Source organism: Methanoculleus sp. UBA430, assembly GCF_002506585.1.
Lineage (GTDB): Archaea > Halobacteriota > Methanomicrobia > Methanomicrobiales > Methanoculleaceae > Methanoculleus.
The window spans coordinates 22,165-43,757 of the sequence record NZ_DAXW01000009.1 but is presented as its reverse complement, the minus strand read 5'-3'; the positions used below and the strand labels follow the sequence as shown (position 1 = coordinate 43,757).

The 21,593-nt window shown below is 64.5% G+C and carries 18 protein-coding genes; 6 read left to right on the top strand and 12 right to left on the bottom strand.

Annotated elements, in window-relative coordinates:
- The first annotated feature begins 210 nt into the window (after positions 1-210).
- Both BRA49_RS06410 and ade read left to right on the top strand, forming a co-directional pair.
- Positions 211-570, top strand: a complete 360-nt coding sequence (locus tag BRA49_RS06410; RefSeq protein ID WP_292384503.1) for a hypothetical protein — start codon at positions 211-213, stop codon at positions 568-570.
- Between the two features lie 98 nt (positions 571-668).
- The gene (gene ade / locus BRA49_RS06405; RefSeq protein WP_292384502.1) at positions 669-2,225 is read left to right on the top strand and encodes an adenine deaminase; all 1,557 of its coding nucleotides are present in this window, start codon (positions 669-671) and stop codon (positions 2,223-2,225) included.
- A 259-nt stretch (positions 2,226-2,484) separates the two neighbouring features.
- On the opposite strand, the gene BRA49_RS06400 is transcribed toward ade, so the two are convergent.
- From BRA49_RS06400 to BRA49_RS06390, 3 genes are all read right to left on the bottom strand, one after another.
- On the bottom strand, positions 2,485-3,555 hold the full coding sequence (locus tag BRA49_RS06400) for a TerC family protein (RefSeq protein WP_292384500.1): 1,071 nt from the start codon (positions 3,553-3,555) through the stop codon (positions 2,485-2,487).
- Positions 3,556-3,789: 234 nt separating this feature from the next.
- Positions 3,790-4,539, bottom strand: a complete 750-nt coding sequence (locus tag BRA49_RS06395) for a heparan-alpha-glucosaminide N-acetyltransferase (RefSeq protein ID WP_292384498.1) — start codon at positions 4,537-4,539, stop codon at positions 3,790-3,792.
- An 8-nt stretch (positions 4,540-4,547) separates the two neighbouring features.
- Positions 4,548-4,706 (bottom strand): hypothetical protein, encoded by a 159-nt coding sequence (locus tag BRA49_RS06390; protein WP_292384496.1) that lies wholly within the window; start codon positions 4,704-4,706, stop codon positions 4,548-4,550.
- A 153-nt stretch (positions 4,707-4,859) separates the two neighbouring features.
- Between BRA49_RS06390 and BRA49_RS06385 the strand changes: the two genes are divergently transcribed.
- Complete coding sequence (locus tag BRA49_RS06385) at positions 4,860-5,714, top strand: methanogenesis marker 8 protein (protein WP_292384494.1); 855 nt, start codon at positions 4,860-4,862, stop codon at positions 5,712-5,714.
- A 4-nt stretch (positions 5,715-5,718) separates the two neighbouring features.
- Here the strand turns inward: BRA49_RS06385 and BRA49_RS06380 are convergent, their stop codons facing one another.
- From BRA49_RS06380 to BRA49_RS06370, 3 genes are read right to left on the bottom strand one after another with little or no spacing between them, the layout of a single operon-like run.
- Positions 5,719-6,414, bottom strand: coding sequence for an HAD family hydrolase (locus tag BRA49_RS06380; RefSeq protein WP_292384493.1), 696 nt, complete (start codon positions 6,412-6,414; stop codon positions 5,719-5,721).
- A complete protein-coding gene (locus tag BRA49_RS06375; RefSeq protein WP_292384492.1) occupies positions 6,378-7,385 on the bottom strand; it encodes a hypothetical protein in 1,008 nt (335 codons plus the stop codon). Before BRA49_RS06375 ends, BRA49_RS06380 begins: the two co-directional genes overlap by 37 nt.
- Positions 7,382-7,882, bottom strand: coding sequence for a hypothetical protein (locus BRA49_RS06370; protein ID WP_292384490.1), 501 nt, complete (start codon positions 7,880-7,882; stop codon positions 7,382-7,384). Before BRA49_RS06370 ends, BRA49_RS06375 begins: the two co-directional genes overlap by 4 nt.
- Before the next feature lie 319 nt (positions 7,883-8,201).
- Here BRA49_RS06370 and BRA49_RS06365 point away from each other — a divergent pair, with 319 nt between their 5' ends.
- Together BRA49_RS06365 and BRA49_RS06360 are read left to right on the top strand one after the other, a co-directional pair.
- The gene (locus BRA49_RS06365; RefSeq protein WP_292384489.1) at positions 8,202-8,804 is read left to right on the top strand and encodes a helix-turn-helix domain-containing protein; all 603 of its coding nucleotides are present in this window, start codon (positions 8,202-8,204) and stop codon (positions 8,802-8,804) included.
- Between the two features lie 433 nt (positions 8,805-9,237).
- Positions 9,238-13,197, top strand: coding sequence for a HEAT repeat domain-containing protein (locus tag BRA49_RS06360; protein ID WP_292384487.1), 3,960 nt, complete (start codon positions 9,238-9,240; stop codon positions 13,195-13,197).
- 21 nt (positions 13,198-13,218) lie between these two features.
- On the opposite strand, the gene BRA49_RS06355 is transcribed toward BRA49_RS06360, so the two are convergent.
- The 4 genes from BRA49_RS06355 to BRA49_RS06340 all read right to left on the bottom strand — a co-directional run bounded on the left by BRA49_RS06355 (position 13,219) and on the right by BRA49_RS06340 (position 16,916).
- On the bottom strand, positions 13,219-15,687 hold the full coding sequence (locus BRA49_RS06355) for a PAS domain S-box protein (protein ID WP_292384485.1): 2,469 nt from the start codon (positions 15,685-15,687) through the stop codon (positions 13,219-13,221).
- Positions 15,688-15,836: 149 nt separating this feature from the next.
- Positions 15,837-16,010 carry a hypothetical protein gene (locus BRA49_RS06350; RefSeq protein ID WP_292384483.1) on the bottom strand — a complete coding sequence of 58 codons (174 nt, stop codon included), beginning with the start codon at positions 16,008-16,010 and terminating at the stop codon, positions 15,837-15,839.
- Positions 16,011-16,104: 94 nt separating this feature from the next.
- On the bottom strand, positions 16,105-16,254 hold the full coding sequence (locus BRA49_RS06345) for a hypothetical protein (protein WP_292384481.1): 150 nt from the start codon (positions 16,252-16,254) through the stop codon (positions 16,105-16,107).
- Positions 16,212-16,916 carry an SDR family NAD(P)-dependent oxidoreductase gene (locus BRA49_RS06340; protein WP_292384479.1) on the bottom strand — a complete coding sequence of 235 codons (705 nt, stop codon included), beginning with the start codon at positions 16,914-16,916 and terminating at the stop codon, positions 16,212-16,214. The genes BRA49_RS06345 and BRA49_RS06340 overlap by 43 nt, the downstream gene beginning before the upstream one ends.
- Positions 16,917-17,103: 187 nt before the next feature.
- On the opposite strand from BRA49_RS06340, the gene BRA49_RS06335 reads away from it, so the two are divergent.
- Positions 17,104-18,945, top strand: a complete 1,842-nt coding sequence (locus tag BRA49_RS06335) for an AMP-binding protein (protein ID WP_292384477.1) — start codon at positions 17,104-17,106, stop codon at positions 18,943-18,945.
- Positions 18,946-19,234: 289 nt separating this feature from the next.
- Here the strand turns inward: BRA49_RS06335 and hisH are convergent, their stop codons facing one another.
- Positions 19,235-19,843 (bottom strand): imidazole glycerol phosphate synthase subunit HisH, encoded by a 609-nt coding sequence (gene hisH, locus BRA49_RS06330; protein ID WP_292384475.1) that lies wholly within the window; start codon positions 19,841-19,843, stop codon positions 19,235-19,237.
- On the bottom strand, positions 19,818-21,227 hold the full coding sequence (locus BRA49_RS06325; protein ID WP_292384473.1) for a phosphoadenosine phosphosulfate reductase family protein: 1,410 nt from the start codon (positions 21,225-21,227) through the stop codon (positions 19,818-19,820). Before BRA49_RS06325 ends, hisH begins: the two co-directional genes overlap by 26 nt.
- Between the last annotated feature and the right edge of the window lie 366 nt (positions 21,228-21,593).

Genomic DNA, 21,593 nt, shown 5'->3' with positions numbered 1-21,593 from the left:
CCCCGCCCTGAAGGGCGGGGTAGTTGACTTGCAACCGTGTGGTCTTCAGACCCCGATTGCAAGCCCACTCCGCTAGGGAGGTAGTTGACAATATATTAATAATAGCAGCCAAAATTGTGAATAAGAGAGGTGAACGGGAGAATACCGGAAGGTTCAATGGCCCGCACTACGCCGTCCCGGCGTAGCGCGCTTCTTCGGTCCTCCCAGCGAATGTCCAGCAAATACGTGGGTTTTCTGATACTGGCTCTTACCGTCCTCATCGGGGCTTCGGGGTGCGTCTCCACATCGTTTGGCGAGGTGACCTACGGCGACGGCGCCCTGCAGGTACACGTGGAGAACACTGCCGGGCCCGTTGAGGATGCCGTGCTCCAGGTGACGGTCGTGGAGGTGGGGGCACTTGAACAGCACGAAGTCTTCTCCGGGGCGCGATACATAAACCTCGACCAGGGGGAGAACGATTACGCAATCTCGGTCGACCTCGAGCCCGGGTCGTACAGGGTCTTCCTGACCATATTCGTCGGGCAGGAGCGGAGGACGTCCGTCATCCGCGACCTTGAGGTGGCAGCCTGACGCTCTCCGGGCTTGCGGCGGCGCGGGGGCTCGAACCGGCTGATGCCGTCTTCTCCGGCGGCGAGGTCTTCAACCCGTTCGCGTGCGCCTGGGAGCGCGTGGACTTTGCGGTCAAGGACGGTCGCGTCGTTGGCTTTGGAGACTACCGGGGGAGGAAGGATTACGACCTTACGGGGACCTACGTAGTGCCCGGGCTGATCGACGCCCACGTCCACATCGAGAGTTCGCTCCTCGCGCCGTCGGAGTATGCCCGGCTCGTCCTTGCCCACGGCACAACGACGGTGATCGCCGATCCCCACGAGATAGCGAACGTCTGCGGAGCGTCGGGGATCGAATACATGCTTGCCGAGGGAGCGCGGACATCGCTCGATATCCTGGTCATGCTCCCCTCCTGCGTCCCGGCAACCCCCCTCGATGTGGGCGGCGCCGTGCTTGCCGCAACCGACCTCGCCGGGTTCCGGGGGCGGGAGGGCGTCATCGGGCTTGCCGAGGTGATGAACGTCCCCGGTGTCCTCGCCGGCGACGAGGACCTCCGGGCGAAGATGAACCTCTTCGAGGTCGTGGACGGTCATGCGCCGTTCCTCTCCGGGAAGGACCTGAACGCTTACATCTATGCGGGGACGGGAAGCGACCACGAGTGTACGACCCTCGCGGAGGCACGGGAGAAACTCCTCCGGGGAATGTACATCCTGGTCCGGGAAGGCTCGACGGAGAAGAACCTGAAAGATCTCCTACCGCTCGTCGACGCCTGCACGGCGCCGCGGTGCTGCTTTGCCACCGACGACCGGCATGCCGATATGCTCGCCGGTGAGGGGCATATCGATGATTGCATCCGGAAAGCGGTCGCCTCCGGCCTCAAGGTCGAAATGGCGCTCCGTATGGCCACCCTCTCGGCTGCCGGGCGGTTCGGTCTCCACGACCGGGGCGCCCTCGCTCCCGGGAGGCTCGCCGACTTCTGCGTCGTCGACGACCCGGAGCGCTTCCACGTCCTGCAGACGTTCAAGCGCGGCGTCGAGGTGATCGACGCCGGCTACCGGCTGCCGGTCTGCCCTGCGGCCACCCTGAACGCCCGCGTGCCGGAACCCCGGGATATACGGATCGCCGGGAAAGGAGAGGCGCGGGTGATCGGGATCGTGCCCGGGCAGATCACGACTCGCGACCTTCGCTGCCCGGTGGACGCCGCCGGTATCCCGGACACCGGCCGGGACATCCTCAAAGCGGTCGTCACCGACCGTTACCGGGCCGGGGGATCCGGCATCGGACTCGTCCATGGATTCGGCCTGCAGGAGGGGGCGATCGCAGGCTCGGTCTCCCACGACTCCCACAACATCGTCGCCGTCGGGGTCGACGACCCCGATATCGTCCGGGCCATCGGCGAGGTGGTTCGGCTCGGCGGGGGGCTCGCGGTGGTATCCAGCCGTGAGGTGACCGCGCTCCCCCTCGAGTGTGCCGGGCTGATGTCGGCGCTCCCCTACGGGGAGGTCGTGCAGCGCCTTGGTACCCTTGAGGAGCATGCCCGGCGGCTGGGGTCTATCGAGAACCCCTTCATGTATCTCTCGTTCCTCGCCCTGACCGTCATCCCCGAGATCCGGGTCACGGAGCGCGGGGTCTTTGACGTTCTGGCATTTGCCGACGTGCCGCTGCTTGAGGAGTAGGACGCCGACGGCGCTCTTTCTCCCGTTCGTCTTTTAGAGGTCGATTGCTCTTCGCGTCCGGCCTCCTGCGCCGGGCGGCGTTTATCTTGCGAGACGAAGGGAGCGGAGCGGAAAGGCTCCGGTCTTCAAGCCCGGCGGTTCGTTTAGAATACGAAGGGAGCGTGGTACCGGTGAGATGCGGGCAGAAAAAAAGGGGAGGGACGGTGATGCAGCAGAGAGAACAGCTCTGTCCTTCCCGATTGTGAACCGACACGGCGGGTCACTTATTGTCGTTCCCGGTCTCCCTGAGTTCCTCCAATGCGGGACAGGCCGTCTCTGCCCGGGTGGCCGGCGAATCATCTGCATCGAGGCTCCGGAGGGCAGGGCAGGCCGCGGCCTGCACCTCCTCCATCACCGGACAGGTCCCGGTGCGGCGGGTCCTGATCAACGACGCGACGATGGCCACTGCCAGGATCAGGATGATGACGGCGAGCGAGTTCGTCACCGGGACATGGTAGAGGTCGGCGAAGAGCATCTTGACACCGACAAAGCTGAGGATACCGGCCAGACCGTACTTCAGGTAACAGAAAGCGTTCATGACGTGCGCCAGCGCGAAGTACATCGACCTCAGGCCGAGAATGGCGAAGGCATTGGAACTGAAGACGATGAACGAGTTGGTGGTGATGCCGAGGATGGCGGGGATGGAGTCCACGGCGAACATGATGTCGGTGGTCTCCACCACCAGCAGGGTCACGAACATGGGAGTGGCCCAGGTCACCAGGTTGCCGGTTGCATCCCGCTTCTTGACGAAAAATTTGTCGCCTTCGTAACCCTTTGTGACCGGCATGATCTTGCGGAACGCGCGGACCAGGATGTTCTTGTCCGGTTCGACCGCTGCCTCCTCCTTCTTGGTCACCATCCTGATGGCGGTGAAGATCAGGAAGGCACCGAAGAGGTAGAGCATCCAGGAGAACGTCTCCACCAGCGCCACACCTGCCGTGATGAATGCAAACCGGAAGACCAGGGCCCCTAAGATGCCGTAGAAGAGCACCTTGTGCTGGTCCTCTGCCGGCACGCAGAATGAGGCGAAGACGATGACGAAGACGAAGAGGTTGTCGACGGAGAGCATCAGCTCCATGATGTAGCCGGTGGTGAACTCCAGTCCGGCCTGAGGCCCCATCCAGATGTATATCCCGATATTGAAGATCACCGCGGCGGCGATGAAGACGGCGACCTGCAGGAGCGCCTCCCTCGGTTTTATGATATGGGCCTTGCGGTTGAAGACGCCGAGGTCCAATGCCAGGAGCGCCACTATGCTAATAATGAATATGATCCATGCTGCGTCTGTCATAGGCTCACCCAATCCGGGTATTCCGGGCTCACGTTGTTCATGAGCGTTCCGGGCATCGTCTCGATCGTGCCGGGATGCCCGGTAGGCGGGGCGGGAGAAGAACGTGCAATAGCCTGTGTTGAACTTCCGAGCGCCCTATCTTCCCTCCATATTATTTCCCGCTCTACCGTCAAATGCTTTCTGTCGCTGACTCACTCCTCGCAGAGTTGCGCTTCCCGGCGGTCCTCGCACCCCTCATGGGAGCCCCGTCACCGCGTCGGGCGCGAGGACCGCGATCAGGAGCAGGATGAGGGGCTGGTGCAGGAAGTAGATGGCGAGCGAGTGACGGCCGAGGATCGAGAGAGGACGGGCTGCCGCCGGCTCCGCCGTCCGGAGCGTGAACCCTCGCACGCCGTCCGGGTAGAAGAGCGACCCGCAGGCCATCCCGGCGAGGACGAGGCCGAACCAGGGGAGGAGCGGCACGTAGTCGAGGCTCGCAAACGACGCCGGGTGGATGCCGAGCCAGAGGAGGCCCCAGGGGCCCGTGACGGCGTTCGTGGCGTAGCCGGCGAGGAGGCAGGCGATACTCGCGATGATGAGGTTTGTCGTGCCGAACCGTGCAAAGAGCGGCGCGAGCAGGACGGCGATGCCGATGAAGTGCAGAATACCGAAGACGATGTAGACGGACGGCAGGAAGAGCCAGGTGACGGTGGTGATGACGAGGCCGAGGGCGAATATCGAGAGGCCGCGCCGGGCGTATTTGAGCGCGAGGTCGCGCCCGGTGAGCCGCCGCTCCGCCCGGGCGTAACTGATCGTGAAGGAGACCCCGACGAGGAAGATGAACGTCGATGCGGTCAGGTAGGCGAGCATCCGGAGGAACCCGCCGGAGACGTCGAGCGGTAGGACCCCGAAGAAGTTGAGGTCGAAGGCGGAGTGAAAGACGATCATCGTCACGACGGCGACGCCCCGGGCGAGATCGATCTCCCAGTAACGCTCTCCCGGCATGGTTGCCGTCAGAAAGTCCTTCTCCGGACAGGGGCGCCGCAGGCGGGACAGATCTTCATCCCGGCGATCTCCTCGCTCTGCTCTTCGGTGGGTTCGTTGTAGATCCGGGTAAATCCGCACTGCCGGCTGCACTCGATCACGACGAACGGACTACAGATCCGACCCATCTTCCTCCCTCATCCCATCTATCTGCTGTGTCTGTATCACCAGATCTCCCACACTCACAAGGAAGGACTACCGGATAAGCGTTACCCGGGGCCGGAAGGGACAGAATTATTCCTCATACCCATCATACCCGGTAGTATGCAGGACGTGCAACCATGAGCGGCCGTGACGAGCATATCATAGAAGCCGCCGGCAGGTGCCGGGTCGTGATCCGGAACGGCCGGGTGGTCGAGGTCGGGACGCCGCAGATCCGGGACTGCCCGCTGGCACGGCGATTTGCCTGCCCGGTCGAGGAGATGACGCCCGAGGCGATACAGAGAAACATCGAGGCGCGTATCCGGTCCTTCGGGATGTGCACGCCGGAGCGCGAGGTCCTTGCCGGACCGGACTTCGTCCCCTTCGGGGCGTCGGAACTCCTGAGCAGCGCTGTCCGGCGAGGGGACCTCGACGCCGTAGTGATCGCCTCCGACGGGGCCGGGACGCTGGTTGCAGCAAACCCCGCCCTCATCCAGGGGATCGGCGGCCGGATGTCGGGCCTCGTGAAGACATGCCCGATCCCGGCGGTGATCGCACGGATCGAGGAGAACGGAGGTGTGGTCCTCGACCCAGGGACTGCCGTCATCGACCAGATCGCCGGCGTCGCCCTGGCGCGAACGCTCGGCCACCGGCGGATCGCCGTCACCACCGCCATTGCCGCCGAGGCGGCGGCTATCCGCGAACGGTTCCCGGAGACCGTGATCGTCGCCGTCCACACGACCGGTGTCTCGCAGGAGGACGCGGTCCTGATGGCCGGCGCGGCAGACCTGGTCACCGCATGCGCTTCACAGCATATCCGTGAGGCGGCGAAGACCGCGCTCCTGCAGGCGGGGACGTCGATCCCGGTCTTCGCGATGACCCGGGCGGGAAAAGCGATCGTCCTCGGCAAGGTTGCAGAGACCGACCAGCCGTTCATCATCCACGGCGCGCGCCTTCCGGTGCCGGGGTCGCAGTCTCCCGAACCGCTCTGCTGACGCTCTACCGGCCGAAAATCCCCACGTGGCCCGGGAGTTCGGAGAACGCAGCGAGAACGATATCCGCCTCGATCGCCGCCGGCCGGTCTGCACGCCAGTCGCCGTAGGCGGCAAACGCGGTTGTCATGCCCAGCTGTCTCCCCGGGGCGATGTCGCGGACCAGGCTATCCCCGACCATCATCGCCTCCGCCGGAGCCGTATCGAGCTGCCGGAGGGCGCAGAGGAGGGAGTCGGGCTCCGGCTTCCGCCTTCCCGAGACCTCCGGGGTCACCACGATCTCAAAGTAATCGATGAGTCCGGTCTTATCGAGCCGCCGGCGTGCCTGGAACGCCTCCGCGTCGGTGACGACCGCGAGCCCGATCCCGGCGTCCGCGAGGCACCCGAGCGTCTCTTCGACACCCGGATACGCCTCGACCGTATCGAGTTTGACGTCGTCGTAGGTGCGGCAGCAGACCTCGAGCACCCCGGGCTCGTACACCCCGAGGTCTTCAAGGTAGTCGCGTATGTTTCTCGGGTCCTCGAACCCGTAGACCCCCCGGAGGAACGTTAAGAAGAGTGCCTCGGGATCTCCGGTCCCGAGGTAATCGACCACGCACCGGCATGCCTCCCGCTTCGCTCCGACGAGGTCGAAGAGGGTGTTGTCCATGTCGCAGAGGACCGCCTCTACCGTGTTATGCCGAGTGCCGCGAGTCTCCTGCATACTTCTACATCCTTTGTGAATTCACGGTAGGCCCCATCGTCCTCGAACCGCGCCTTCAGTTCGTCCAGGTCGTTGCCCTTTCCGCCGTATTCCCCGAAGAGGGTGACGCCGTTGCACCGCACGAACCCGAAGACGGCCGCGAGGTTGAAGAGCAGCCGCCGGAACTCCGGCGCCGTGCAGGTCGTTGCCTCCAGTAGGTATGGGCGGTCAAAGTAGAAGTACTCAAGCCCTTCGGCCATGCAGAGGTCCGCCATATAGATGTCGGCGGTGAGGAGAACCGGGAAGGCGTAGCGCTCCTCCTCAAACTTCCGGAGCGCTGAGACGATGTTTCGGTCGTTCTCCTCCGAAAGATGCGTATGCTTCTCCGGTGACGTTATCTCCATCGCCCGGTCGCGGATGGTGCGGTACTCTTTCAGCGCGAGGTATGCCGCTTTCCGGGACCGTTTCATCCGCTTGTTCTCGAGTTCTCTGATGAACTCACGGCAGCGGGGCGCGTGCGCCGCCATCTCCTCGATCATCTTCGCCGGGTACTTGCGGTTGATGGCGTAGGTGATCTCGTCCCGGACGGTCTCGACGATCAGGTAGGAAGCGGGGTTGATGCCCGGGTTGTTCGATACAAACCCGTGGTAGAAGAGGTTCGTATCCAGGCCGAAGAAGACGGTCTTCTTCAACTGCCCGTAGGATATCAGCATCGATTCAAAGGCGGCCTGGTTCACGTAACGCGCGATCCCGCTTGCAAACATGCACTCCTGGAGGTCGCCGTACGAGGGAAGTTCGCCCGCGATCGGTCCGTACGCCGAGAGCCAGTCCTGGAACGTCTCACGCGTTGCAGGCAGTTCGAGCCGAAAACCGGTCCCCTCGGGGCGTGCGACGAGGAGGTCCCCCTCGTAGAGCGGGTAGGAGACACGAACCGTATCGAGGCTGTTGAGGAAGACCTGCACCTCGTCCTCCCGGATGACCACGTCGTTCACGGCCGTGCCCCCGCATCCTCCATGATGTCGCGGATCCTCTGGATCTGATGCGGGATCATCATGTACGGCTTTGCGACGTCGTCGGTGCTCTTCATGGCGAGGTAGTAGATGTGCCGGAGGTCGAGCCCCGCAACGGAGACCGCGATGAGCGCTCCGGCGACCGTGACCTTCCTCCCCGAGGTGATATCGATCGCCACGTCGAACCCCTGCCGGATAAAATCGTTTGCAAGCGAGCGGATCGTCTGCCCGGCCCGGACGAAGTCCGCTTCAGGCAGGACTATCACTTCGATCACGGGAAGAACCCCGTAGCGTCCCGAGACTATCCGGACAGCCTCGGCTGCGGTCGATGCATCTTCTGCGTACGGCTCCTCGGTGACGATAGAGACCCGTTCGGGGCGCAACCCCTTCTCCCGCAGGACTGCATGATAAGCGTTGACGAGCGCCCACGTTGAACGTCCCAGAAGTGTAATGTATGCATCGCCACCGGCGGATGTCACGGGAGAGATCACTGCTCAAGACTCGTCCTGCTGCTATATAGCCTTTGTTGGGAACCTGCCCTCAGGATTGGGGTTCCGGGTTGGTAAATTGGGGCATATCATCCGTTTTTTCTGGATATTCTGTCTGTTAATGGTCTTTTTTGAACCCATGTTCGGTATCCTGCCGGATCGCGGTGGGAATTCGCTCCCGGGGCTCTCAAAATAAGCCTTTAGCGTGAAACAAATCGCAAAATCTCGTGAAATATTTGGTAAATCTTTTATGGTCGATATCCTATAGTGGTATAGAAAGGCGCGAAAATATCCCGGAGAGATATGGTTCATGGAGATGCGAAGAGTACGATTAAAGACACCGGACGAGACCTGGGGGCTGGCGGACCCGGATCGACAGAGAACGACCCGGCAGGATGCTATCGACGACGGGGACCTGATCGAGATCACCCGGATGGGAAGGGATATCGGAATCACACTCCCTCTCGCGGTCTCGGCACGGGCTGCAGAGAGCATGGTGCCGTTCCCGAATATTCCGCAGGAGACCGTCACGGAGAATCTCTGGGACACCCTTCACGCATTCAGGGATAAAGCCTGCACGACGACCGAGGAGGAGTTCGAGTTCCAGGTCAGCCTCTACCAGAACGGGTTCGTCCCTACCCTCACCTTCAAGGCCACGGTCTCCCCGGGAGATGACGGCGAGCCGGTCATCACCATCATGATGCCGGACGAGGACTGGGAGACGATCGGGTACGGTCATAACAGCCCGGGCGAGCGGATGCTCACCGTCGATGATGTCGCCTCGACTCTGAGTTTCACCCCCGGCCGGATCCGGGAGTTCATCCGGGAAGAGCGGATCCCGGCGGTCAAGTGCGGGGGGTCCTGGCGGATCAAGCGTTCGGAACTCGAACGGATCATGAACGAAGGTTTCTGATCCGCTCATACGGGATGGCTGCCGGCCCGGACCGACCGGACTCGTGCCTCCCCGGCCTGTGTCCCTGGAGTCAATTATATTCAGGCAGTATCTCATTGCGGGGCACAGAAAACAAACCTATTTAATTTTCAGACGTAGAGTTCTCCTCATGTGCATCGAGACCCCGCGAGCATTCCGGAATGCCTCCTCCGTTGATGCCGTAGCGGGAATCGGTCATATGACGGGACGAATGGCGTGCGTCTCCGGCGAGGGCCACAGGCGGGCCTTGCAGACTCTGGCGTTCGCGGCCTCTGGCATTGCAGTTCTTGCCCTCCTTCTGTTCTGGGTGGGGACGCCGGGACTCCAGGAATTTCAGACAGTTGAAACCTTCTGCCCTCTTGTGGGTCTTCCTGGTATACTGGGGCCGGAGAAGCAGTCCTTCTTCAGGCGCTGGATGAAGAGACGCACTGGAGAGAACGACGAGGAGGGCGGCCCTGACCCGGGAACCCTCCGCCCGGAGTTCCCGTTCGATCCGCTCCCGGGCGAGCACGCTCGAACCGACGATGAGACGGGCGTCGAGGAAGGGTTTGAAACGGTCCCCGTGGTCCTCCTCCAGCCGATCGACAAGCCCGCCTCCCCGGGTGAAGATGCAGACGACCTCTCCCCCGGCGGTTCGGACGAGGAGGTCGAAGAGGTCTCGGGTGATTTCTACTGGTTCGAGGATCCCGCCTCCCCGGATGAGACGGATCCGCTCCCTGACCTCCCCCTCGACCACAGCCCGGACGACGGTGTCTCCGGCGATCCGGATGACCTTCCCGGACCCGTCCCGGATGACCTGCCTGTTCCGCTCACCGATGAGGAACTCATGCGAATGCTCGGGCTCGACGACGATGACTCCTCGCCGGGGGCTCCTGGTTACGCTGCCTTTTCGGTGGAGGATGAGCCGGCGGTTGCACCCGTTCTCCCGGACCGGGACCGCCCGGTGGAGTCGCTCGTCGATGACCTCGGCAGTCCGGATGCCGGGGTCCGCGGACGCGCCGCGAGAGCCGTCACGGAGCGCGGAGCCGATGCCGTGGCTCCCCTGATCGAAGCGCTCGCTCGTGCAGATGACAGAAGGCGGTGGTGCGTCGCCGAAGCCCTCGCCCTGATAGGCGAAGATGCAATCCCGGCGCTGATCGCCGCACTCGGGGACGGTGTGGTGCAGACCGGGGCGGCCGCTACGCTTGTCCGCATCGGAGAGCCTGCCGTGCCCCCCCTCATCGCAGCGCTCGCCGGGGATGACGACGAGGTGCAGTTCGGCGCTCGTTACGCGCTCCGGGAGATCGGCGATGCGGCGGCCCCCCACCTCGTCGAGGCGCTTGACGCGCCTCAGGGGAGCATCCGGCGATCCGCCGCCTCTATCCTCCGGGAACTCGGATGGGAGCCGTCCGATGACGCCGCGGCGATCCGGTACCACATCGCCGAAGAGGCGTGGCTCGATGTTGCGGACTATGGCATGGCTGCAGTCGATCCCCTCATCCGCATCCTGAGATCCCCGGACCGGGAGGCATGGTGGAACGCCGCCCGGACCCTCGGGGAGGTCGGTGAGGCTGCGGTCGGCCCCCTGGTCGATCTCCTCCCCGAGGCGGACGATGAGATCCGACCGCTGGTGGGTATGGCGCTCGCCGAAATCGGTCTCCCTGCAGTTGATCCGCTCATCGGGCTGCTCTCCGACCTCTCTCTCCGCGAGACGGCGGCGGCGGCCCTGGTAAAGATCGGGGAGCCGGCAGCGGAGGGATGCGTCCGGGCCCTGGACGAGACGGACGGAGGGGTGCAGGAGACGCTCGGGAGAGTCCTCGGTGCGCTCGGGGAGGCGGCGGTCCCGCCCCTGATCCTGGCGCTGACCTCCGGCAGGTCGCGTCTTGCCGCCGGGGTCCTTGACGAGATGGGCTGGGAACCCTGGAACGACACTGAGCGGGCGTGGTACCTGATCGCCCGGGAGGAGTGGATAGAACTTGCCCTGATGGGCGAGCCGGCCGTCGAGCCGCTGATCCGGATCCTCAACGGCGACGACGACCGCCTACGCGGGGAGGCTGCGGCGACGCTCGGCGAGATCGGCCTCCCTGCGGCCGTAGGTCCGCTCGTGGATGCCCTCGCTGACGATGCCGTTGCTCCGGCGGCGGCAGATGCGCTCATCGCCATCGGGAGGCCGGCCGTAACCCCGGTTCTTACGCTGCTCGAGAGGGCAACCGGCGCAGTCCGGGAGAGCGCCGTCGAGGTTCTGGGCAGGCTCGGGGCGCATGAGGCTGTCCCGGCCCTTGTCGAACTCGTCAGGAGCGGCGGGGACCGTCTTCACCGGAAAGCCGTCGACGCCCTGATCGGCATCGGTGCCCCTGCGGCGGGTCCCCTCATTCCTCTCCTCGGCGAGGACGGCGACGGCCACACCGGAGCGGTGACCGCGCTCACCGGGATTGGCGACGCCGCCCTCCGGCCGCTTGTCGAAGCGCTCGGCGATCTGAACGCCCGGACGCGCATGGGGGCCGGCCTGGTCCTCAGGAGACTCGACCGGGTTCCCGCGGGGATAGAGGAGCAGGTCGTCTACCTGATTGCGCTGCAGCGATGGCTGGAGGTCGTGGATCTCGGAGTCGCCGCCGTCGATCCTCTGGTTGCGCGGCTCGGGGACGCGGATGCCGGTGTCCGGGCGGGAGCGGCGGAGTCGCTTGTCCTGCTCGGGAAACCTGCGGTTCTCCCCCTGGTCCGCCTGCTCGGGGAGGGGGGCCGCTCCGAGTTCGCAGGCGATACGCTGGTTCGGATCGGGGGGGCGGCCGTAGAACCCCTGATCCATGCCCTGGGCGAGGAGACGCTCCGCCCGGCGGCTGCCGGGGTGCTGGTGCGGATCGGGAGGCCTGCCGCGGATGCGCTCATCCCGGCCCTCGTGCTTCCCGATACGGGTGAGGCTGCGGCGGAGGTCCTGGCGACGATAGGCGAGTCTTCCATCGATCTCTTGATCGAGGCGCTCGGGAACGGCGACGCCCGGATCCGGCAGCGGGTCGGTGATGTGCTCATCGATCTAGGGGACCCGGCTGTCGCCCCGTTGATTGAGGCGCTGGGGCACCCGGACGACGCTGTCCGCCTGGAAGCGACCGACACGCTCACCCGAATCGGCAGCCCGGTCGTTGCCGATCTGACGGAAGCGCTCTCGGACGAGCGTTACCGCGTACGGCTGGGTGCGGCGGAGATCCTCGGAAGAGCCGGGTGGACGCCGGAGACCGAGGGCGAGACCGTCCGCTACCTGATTGCAAAGGAGCAGTGGGCCTCTGTCGGGGAGGTTGGGGCCGGGGCCGTCGAGCCGCTGATCCGGACGCTCAACGACCCGGACACCGCAATCCAGATGGGGGCGGCGCGGGCGCTCGGCATGATCGGCGCCCCTGCGGTCGCAAGGCTGATCGACGAGCTCCGCGTCGAGCAGGACGGCGGGCAGAGGAAGGCGGTCGAGGCGCTCAAGATGATCGGGGAGCCGGCGGTCGCGCCGCTCATCGATGCCCTCCAGGACCGTGACTGGCATATCCGCCTCGGGACGGCGCGGGCGCTTGTCGCTATCGGGGATGCCGCCGTCGAGCCGCTGGTCCGGGCTCTCCACGGCGGCTCCCCGGCGATCCAGATGGGAGCGGCCGCGACGCTCGGCAAGGTCGGCAACCCGGCTGCCATCACCCCGCTCACCGATACGCTCCTGCACGGGGACTGGCGTGTGGGACGGGTTGTGGTGCGGGCGCTCGGCATGATGGGCGAGGCGGGGGTCGAACCGCTCCTCTCGGTCCTTGCGGAGGGGAACGATACGGCCCGGAAGGGTGCGGTGGCGGCTCTTGTGTTGATCGGGGAGCCGGCGGCCCGACAGCTCCCCGGCGCGCTCACGAACGGGCATTTCCGCGTTCGCGCCGGGGTTGCGGACGCTCTCGACCGCCTGGGCCGGCCGCCGGGGCCGGGGGAGGAGACGGCCCTCTACCTGATCGCGAAGGAGCAGTGGAGCGATCTGGCCCGGATGGGCGAGACGGCGGTCGGGCCGCTTGTCGCGGTCCTCAACGACCGCGATGACAGCATCCGACGGCGGGCGGCAAGGGTCCTCGGCGAGGTGCGCGACCCGCGTGCGGTCCCGGCGCTCATGGACCTCCTCCACGACGATTACTACAGCATCCGGCGGGAGGCCGCGGCGGCGCTCGTCGCGATAGGGGCCCCGGCCGCGGTTCGGGTCGTCTCCGCACTCGGCGACCCCGACGGCGACGTCAGAAAACGTGCCGCGGACGTGCTGGCTGAGATCGGGGACGCAGGGGCGGTCGAGGCTCTTAGAGGCATCCTCAACGATGAGGACTGGTACGTCCGGAGGGCTGCAGGGGATGCGGTGGAGAGGATCCGGGAACGTACTGGAGGGAGCCGGTGAGCCGGCAGCCCGACGGCGTGCCTACACCAGTTCATACCGGCGGAGGAACTCCCGGATCTTCCTCGACTCGATCCAGCCCCTGTCGAGCTGCCGGATATACCCGTTGATCCGTTCGACCTCGTCCCGAATGGTTCCGGTCACCCGTTCGTCCTCGCCCAGGCAGGCCATGCCGAGGATCACCTGGAGCGGCTGGCGGATATGGTCGGCGAGGACGGCAAACTGCTCGATGTTCTGCTCGATCTGGGAGAATGCCTCTTTTCGGGCTCGTTCGAGTTCTTGCTGGCGGGTGATGTCGCGGGATATGATCGCCACCCTCTCCGCCTCCTCACTGCTGCCCGGGATCGGGAAGAGGATGCCTTCCAGGACCATTCCCGAGCGCTCATCGACGTGCCGGAGGGGGCTACCTGTACGGACCGCCCGCTCAACCGCCTCCCGCCGTACCGGCGCCAGTTCGGGTGGGAAGAGATCGTAGATGTTCGTCCTGAGGAGTTCCGCGACACTTTTTTCGAGCCGTGCCGCCATCACCTCGTTCAAGGCGAGGACCGTTCCGCTACGGTCGATGAGCAGGGCTGCATCGGGTATGGCGTCGAGGAGCGCCCGGAACTGCTCCTCCGCCCGTCGCTGCTCGGTGATGTCGTGGACGATGGAGTGCAGGAGCACCCGCCCGTGGACGACCACCCGGCCGCTGAAGACGTTCACGTCGCGGACCCGGCCGTCCGCCAGCCGGTGCCGGAACGAGAAGTGCCGCTCGCCATCTGGTTCCGCTTTCTGGATCTCCTGGAGTATCTCCTCGTAACTGAGCGTGTTGATGTCGCTGATCCGCATCGTGGTGAAGACCTCGCGGGGGTAGCCGTAGTAAGCGCTCGCTGCAGGGTTCGCATCGACGATGGCCCCTGTCTCCGGGTCGATGATCAGCATGACTGCGTGGCTGGTGGTAAAGATACTCCGGAACCGCTCTTCACTCTCGGCGAGGTCCTCTTCGGCCTGCTTCCGTGCGGTGATATCCTCCACCATACCGAGCGTATACCGGACGGTTCCGTCGGCGTCGCGAAGAGCCGTCACGGTCGCTCGGGCCCAGACGACCCCTCCGGAACGGGTGACGTAGCGTTTCTGCAGCCGGTAGAGATCGCGCTCTCCTGTAACCAGCTCCGCAAGGCATCTGCTGCTCTCCTCCACGTCGTCGGGGTGGGTCAGCCCGGCGACCGTCATCTCCTGGAACTCGTCGGCGCTGTAGCCGAGGATCTGCTGGAGTGCCGGGTTGACTTTGACGACTCTCCCTTGCGTATCGGTCAGGATGATGCCGATCCCGGCCTCCTCGAATATCGTGCGGAACCGCTCCTCGCTCTCTGCAAGGGCGGCCTCGGCCCTGACCCGATCGGTGATATCGGTGATGTAGCCCTCGATCACCCCGGCGCCGCCCTGCGAATCGGGAACTCCCCGCCCCTGCTCCCAGACCCATCGCTCCTGGCCGGAGGCGGTGATGAGGCGGTAGGTCATCTGGAAACCTTTCCCCTCGGCGAGCCCGGCGGTGACCTCTTCCCGGACCCGTTCCCGGTCGTCGGGGTGGATGAGGTCGGCGTAAGCGACCCGCCGGTTGCCGACGAGATCGTCCGGTGCGTAGCCGGTGATCCTCTTTGCTCCCTCGCTGACGAACTCCATTGCCCACTTGCGGTCTGCCCTGCACCGGTAGGCCATGCCCCGGAGGTTGCTCATCAGGGTGGCAAGCTGCCGCTCGCTCGTTAAGAGTGCTTCACTGGGCCGACGCTGACCCGTGACATCGAGCATGGCTCCCATGAGCCCCGTCACCTCTCCTTCACTGTCGCTCAACGACACCAGGATCAGGTCGATGGTGTAGGTGGTTTTGTTGATGGTGAGGGGGATCTCTTCCCGTACCGCCTCCCCTGCCTCCAGAACACGGCGTTTGAGTCTGGTTAGCCGTGCGGTCTCTTCCGGACAGAAGAGGTCCGCGTCCGTAGTTCCGGGAGTGAGGGTCGAGAGGGGGCCGGCGTCACCGGGGATGAAGACCCCCGTGTAGCGGAGGTCGCGGTCCTGGCCGAAGAAGACCGGGGGGAGGTCTCGGTAAGGCCCCGGGACCGGCTCGGCACCTCCTTTGCCGGTGTCGTGGAAGACGAGGAGCCGGAGCACGGGTTTCGCGCCCTCGATCACGCTCGATGTGATGGATACCCGCCGGATACCGGAACCGGGGACCAGGATGCCGATGGTTATCGGCGGCGGGTACGGCCCGTCCCGGAGGAGGGCGACGACCCGCTCACCTGACTCGCCCTCCGCGAGGAGGGGAGAGAGGCGGCCCCGGATGGTATCGAGAGCATCCGCTCCGATAAGTTCCTCCCGCGCTGCAGAGAGAAGGGCCTGCAGCGGTGCATTGGCCTGCACTATCTTCTGATCGGCGTCGACGATGAGGATCCCGTCGCCCTGGGCCAGGGCCGGGAGCGTGGTCGTGCGCCCGCCGGAATACGTCGTGAGCGTCATGAATAGCACGGTCGCGCGGCTTGGCCGGGCCTTCTTCCGGGAAGGCTCCGCACCTGTTCTCCTCGGGCCCTACAAAAGGTCCTTCCTGAACCATCCCGGGTGGACGGACGGCGGTGCGTCCCGATTCACACGTCGTGCATCCCTGCCCGTCACTGCAGGTTACAGGACTCCTCGTAGGACTTCCGGCAGTCCGGGCAGAGCGTCCGAGCCTTTCTCAGGTCGGGGAACGTCTCTTCGGTGATCTCGTCGCAGGCCGCTCCGCATATCTCGCACCAGTACTCTTTCGTCTCTTCTTTCTCGTCGCCTTTCATGTCACGCTTCATGCGATCTCCCCCTGTGTGCTCGCTGCCCGTCACCGGGCATGGGCTATCGCTCTCCTTCATCCGGCATATGCTTTCCCCCCGGATCACCCCTGTCTCATCCGGTGAGGTTGAGCCCCATCTCCCAGAACCTCTCCTGGACATCGGGATCGAGGGCGAGGGACGACGGGCGTGCCCACCGTGTCTCTTCGAAGTACCCGCCGTTCATCCTGCCGGCGTCCGGCGAGACGGCGAGGCGCGCCTCCACCTCCCCCCCCTTCTCCGGGGGGCGCCGCCGCTCCGCCCCCCCATATAGGCCCGGAGGAGCCTGGTATCGATCACCCCGGGGTGGAGGGAGTTTGCCGTCACCCCCGTCCCCTCGAGGGTCCGGGCGAGGCGGGTGGTGAAGGCGACGATTCCGAGTTTCGATACGGCATAGGCTTTGTAGCCGTCGTAATCCTCGAAGCCGGGCGCGTTCGCCAGGTCGGGTGCCTGCGCGCTCCGGTGGGCGATCGACGCGACGTTGACGATTCGCGCGGGCACGCTTCGCTCGAGGAGCGGGAGGAGTTCATGGGTGAGCAGGAAGGGGGCGAGGTAGTTCACGGCAAACGTCATCTCGATCCCGCCGGGTAGAACCTCCCGCTCCGGCATGAAGACCCCGGCGTTGTTGACGAGCACGTCGAGCCGGTCGACCGCCCTGCCGACCTCCCGGGCGAGGTCCCGGACCCGCTCCTGTACCGAGAGGTCGGCGACAAAAAGGCTCAACCGGTCGGAACCGGTGGCAGCCTCCAGTTCCGCGAGGACGGCACGGCCCTTCCCCAGGTTCCTGCCGTGGAGCAGGACGCGGTGACCCTGCGAGAGGAGGGCGCGTGCGGTCGCTTTTCCAATACCGTCTGTTGAGCCCGTAACGAGGATGGTCTGCTCCGCCATATGCGGTCCGGATGCACCCTCTCTCACTTGAATGTTTGGTACCGGTGCGCTCCTCCACCCCGGGCGGCAGATCTGATCGATGTTAAGCCCGTATCCGGGTCAAACGCACCGCAGATTGGTCAACTTCCTGAAAAACCGGTGCGTAACAAAAGAAAATAATGATATACCGCACCACAAAATTGTATGTATGGTGCGATACTCGGTCACGATGCAGGATGACCTGGTGAAGAAGATCGACGGGATGTGTGAATTCCGGGGAATATCCCGGTCCGAATGGCTCAATGAACTCTGCATGAACCACCTCGACGGTGCATCAGACGGCAGCGCCGTGCAGGACGCGGCTCCGGCGGGCATGCCGCCGGTAAACAGTTCCGGGCCCAATATAACCGATTACGAGGCCGCATGCGTGAATTTCACGATCAACATCCCCGAGCACTTCAACTTCGGGTACGACGTGATCGACCGGTGGGCCGAGACCGACCGGAACAAACTGGCGATGATCTGGGTGGACCAGGAGGGCAACGAGAAGAAATACTCCTTCCGCGACCTCCGGAACCTCTCCAACGGTGCCGCGAACATCCTCTTGAAGTACGGGATCAAGAAGGGCGACCGGGTCATGCTGATGCTCCCGAGGATCCCGGAATGGTGGATCTTCGTCGTCGCGCTCGTCAAGCTCGGGGCGGTCTTCTGCCCCTGCCCGACGATGCTGACCCCCAAGGACATCAAATACCGGGTGCAGGCCGGCAAGTTCCGGATGATCATCACGAACAGGGAGAACGCCGAGAAGGTCGACGAGGTCGCCGATGCCTGCCCGCTGCTCGATACCCTCTTCCTCGCGGACGGAGAGCGGGAGGGCTGGGCGAGTTACCCGCACGAACTCGAGTACCCTGCACGTGTCTCGCACCATATGGTCAGCATGCCGGTCGCAAAGAAGACGAAGTCGACCGACCCGATGATGATCTACTTCACCTCGGGCACCACCGGGGAGGCCAAGATGGTGCTGCACAACCAGAGTTACCCGCTCGGCCACATCATCACCGCCTCACTCTGGCAGGACCTCAAGCCGAACGATCTTCACCTGACCTTCTCGGACACCGGGTGGGCGAAGTGCGCCTGGGGCAAGATCTTCGGGCAGTGGATTGCGGGGGCGTGTATCTTCGTCTACGATACCCGGGGGAAGTTCGGTGCGACCGAACTGCTCCCGCTGATAGAGAAGTACGAGGTCACCACGTTCTGTGCACCGCCGACGGTCTACCGGATGTTGATCCTTGCCGACCTCGACAAGTTCGACTTCCGGGACCTCCGGCACTGCTGCAGCGCCGGTGAGCCGCTCAACCCCGAGGTGACCCGCGTCTGGCAGGACGGCGCCGGGCAGCCAATCTACGAGGGATACGGCCAGACGGAGACCGTCTGCTGCATCGCCACGCTCCCCTGCATGAAGCATAAGCCCGGCTCCATGGGAAGACCTGTGCCGGGCTGGCATATCGAACTCCACGACGACGACGGCAACCCGGTCGGCGTCGGGGAGGAAGGGAAGATCGCGGTCAAACTCGATCCCCGGCCGGTCGGGCTCTTCGTGGAGTACCTGGATAACCTCGAAGCAAACCGGGAATCGTTCCAGAACGGATTCTACTACACCGGCGACAAGGCATGTATGGACGAGGACGGCTACTTCTGGTTCATCGGGCGCAACGACGACGTCATCAAGTCCTCGGGGTACCGCATCGGACCGTTCGAGGTAGAGAGCGCCCTCATGGAGCACCCGGCCGTCCAGGAGTCGGCGGTCGTCGGGTCGCCGGACCTGATCCGGGGGATGATCGTCAAGGCGTTCATCGTGCTGAAGCCCGGCTACCAGCCGTCCGAGTCGCTGGTCAAGGATATCCAGAAGCACGTCCGGAACAGCACCGCTCCGTACAAGTATCCGCGGGCGATCGAGTTTGTTTCGGAGCTCCCCAAGACCATCTCCGGGAAGATCCAGCGGAACATCCTCCGAGACCAGGAACTGCGGAAACACGCGAACGGGAACTGAACCGCCCGTTCCTTTTTTTATGGGTTTGATGGTGCGCAACTCGCACCTGACGGTGCTCGAACTCCTGCCGTTTCGACAGTCGTTCCCCCAGAGGCGATATCTCCACGGTCCACTGTACCGTGATGTTTTCCTCGTTTTGGTCGCTCTGTTTGCCGCGCCTCGCGGCGCCTGAGCTATTCTGAAATGCTCCTAACAGTAAATGCGATAACTATCAACCCCGCCGCTACACAAGCACACCAACATAGCACCGCCCCCATCGGCGGCCGAAAAACCTGTCTGCAGGCCCCGCTCAACAGACCCGCTCGATGAAGTTCTCAAGAATACGGAGACCGACCGCACCGCTCTTCTCGGGATGGAACTGGACGCCGTAGGTGAGAGCGTTTCCGACGGCGGAGGCGAAGGGGTGGATGTAGGCGGTGCTCGCGAGGGTGTGGGCCGGTGCGGCCGCCGCGTAGTAGGAGTGGACGAAGTAGACGTACTCCTCCTCGCGGAGCCCGTCAAAGAGCGGGGTCTCCTGCTCGATCGTTATGGTGTTCCACCCCATGTGGGGGACCTTCTCCCCGGCGGCCGGGATAAAACGCTTCACGTCTCCCGGCACGAGGCCGAGCCCCCGGTGGATGCCGTGCTCCTCGCTTGAGTCCATCAGCATCTGCATCCCGAGACAGATGCCGAGGAGCGGCGTATCGTTTGCGGTGGTAAGGACCGTGTCCTTGAGGCTGCCGAGCATCTCCATTCCTTCGCGGAACGCCCCCACGCCGGGGAGGATGATGCCGTCGGCCGCCGCAATCAGCTCCGGGTCTGCGGTGATCGCCGGTACGGCTCCTGCCCGCTCGAGCCCGCGGAGGACGCTCCGCAGGTTGCCCAGACCGTAATCAATTATAACTATCCTCTTCTTCATCCGCATCTCCCTGTTTGCGCCACAACCCGCGCTCGATCCAGTCGCAGGAGAGGCCCTGCTTCTCCTGCCACCCGGTGAGTCTCCCAAGCCACATCTCCCAGAGATCGGGGCAGGACTCCTTGATGATCTCGAACGTCGCAAGGTCGCTCGAGGGGCACATGAAACACCCGATACGGTCGAGCCCCCGCGCATAGAGGCGGTTGTAGGGGGCCTTCTCGCGGAAGATGTAGAGCCAGACATGCATCGCCGTCCACTGCTGGATGGGAGCCGCCGAGAGCTGCTGCGGGACGTGGGAGTTCCGCCAGACCCGCCGGCTCTGCATCCGCTTCACCGACTCGTACTTCCGTTGCCCGATGAACGAGAGGCACTCTCCCCAGTTTTCGCCGATCAGACGGCCGACGGGGTGGAGTTTGCAGACCTTGCAACACCAGCGGTTGTCGACCGCCGGCGGGCCGTTCTTCTCGAACTCATGCCAGAAGGTCTCTTCATCGCAGACCCGGAAGACTTCAAGCCCGTAGCGTTCCGCCACCGCATCCACGTTCTCGCAGGTCTCCGGGAACTCGAGCCCCGTATCGGCAAAGAGGAGCGGCACCGGGCCGAGCGCTTTTAAGACGATGAGCAGGGTCGCAAGGCTGTCTTTTCCGCCGGAGTAGGAGACCGTGGGCCGCTCGGGGTTCCGTTCCGCCACGTCCCGGACGAACTTGATGCTCGCGGCCTCGTAGTCTGCGAGGAGAGTTTCGTTTGCCCGGATCGCATCCTCCCAGGTCGCCTTGCCGGGGACCGGGACCGAGGGTGTGTTCTTCCGTGTCCGGACGACAAGCCCCCGCTCCATCGTCGCGGCGGTAGCGGCGTCGACCTTTGCCCTGCCGACGCCGATGCACTCGCCGGCCCCCGTCAGGATGAAGACCTCGTCGCCCTCGTGGACGGCGGGGTCGATCGAGACGAGGCCCGGTGCGAGGAGGCTTGCTCCCCCGTCACGGATGGACGGGACCGCCCCGTCGTCGGCGACGACGTAGCGCTTCGTCGGCCGCAGGTACGCCGCGGCGCCCGGGCGCGGGAGGGGCTCCCAGCGCTGCTCGTCGGGGATGTAGCGGACCGCGCCCACGACCGCGCCGCCGAGGACGATCTCGTCCATGCGGTCCTCGGCAGGAACTTTGTTCAGGAGTGCGATATGGCCTTCCGGTATCAGCGGCGCTCCGAAGTGATCGCTGAATATGCTGTTGATCCGCTCGATGTCGTCGGGGAACGCGGGCCGTGCGTCTCCCGGCGGCGTGACGGCTACCGGGTGGGTCGGGGCGCCGCAGGCGCAGACCCCGGAGAGCACGGGAGCGTGGCAGGCGTCGCACCAGCGAAGCAGGATCTTCCCGAGGTAAAGGCGAGGCATTCTCATATTCGTTGGGGAGAAACGGATAAAAGTCTTGGTGTATTCTGAACTGTTTCAGCAACAAACTTCCGGAAACAGCAGTTTTACCTTGATGGCAGCCGCCCCGATCTCCAGGCGGCGGCGCATCGCCGTATCGGCGGTCAAATCCCCGGTGCGTATCCTGATCCCCCGGGGGTCCGACCCTCCGGGTGCATCGGGGTTGGGTGCATACCATTAAATACATCCTCTGTCTCATAGTATTGTCATGTTCAATCATGTAGAATCGTGCCCGCGACTCCGGCATCGGCCTGCCCACGATCCTACTCTGATGAATGGAGAGATACCGCATGTACCGGGTGATTCCGTGACCCCCCGTCTGCCGGCTGT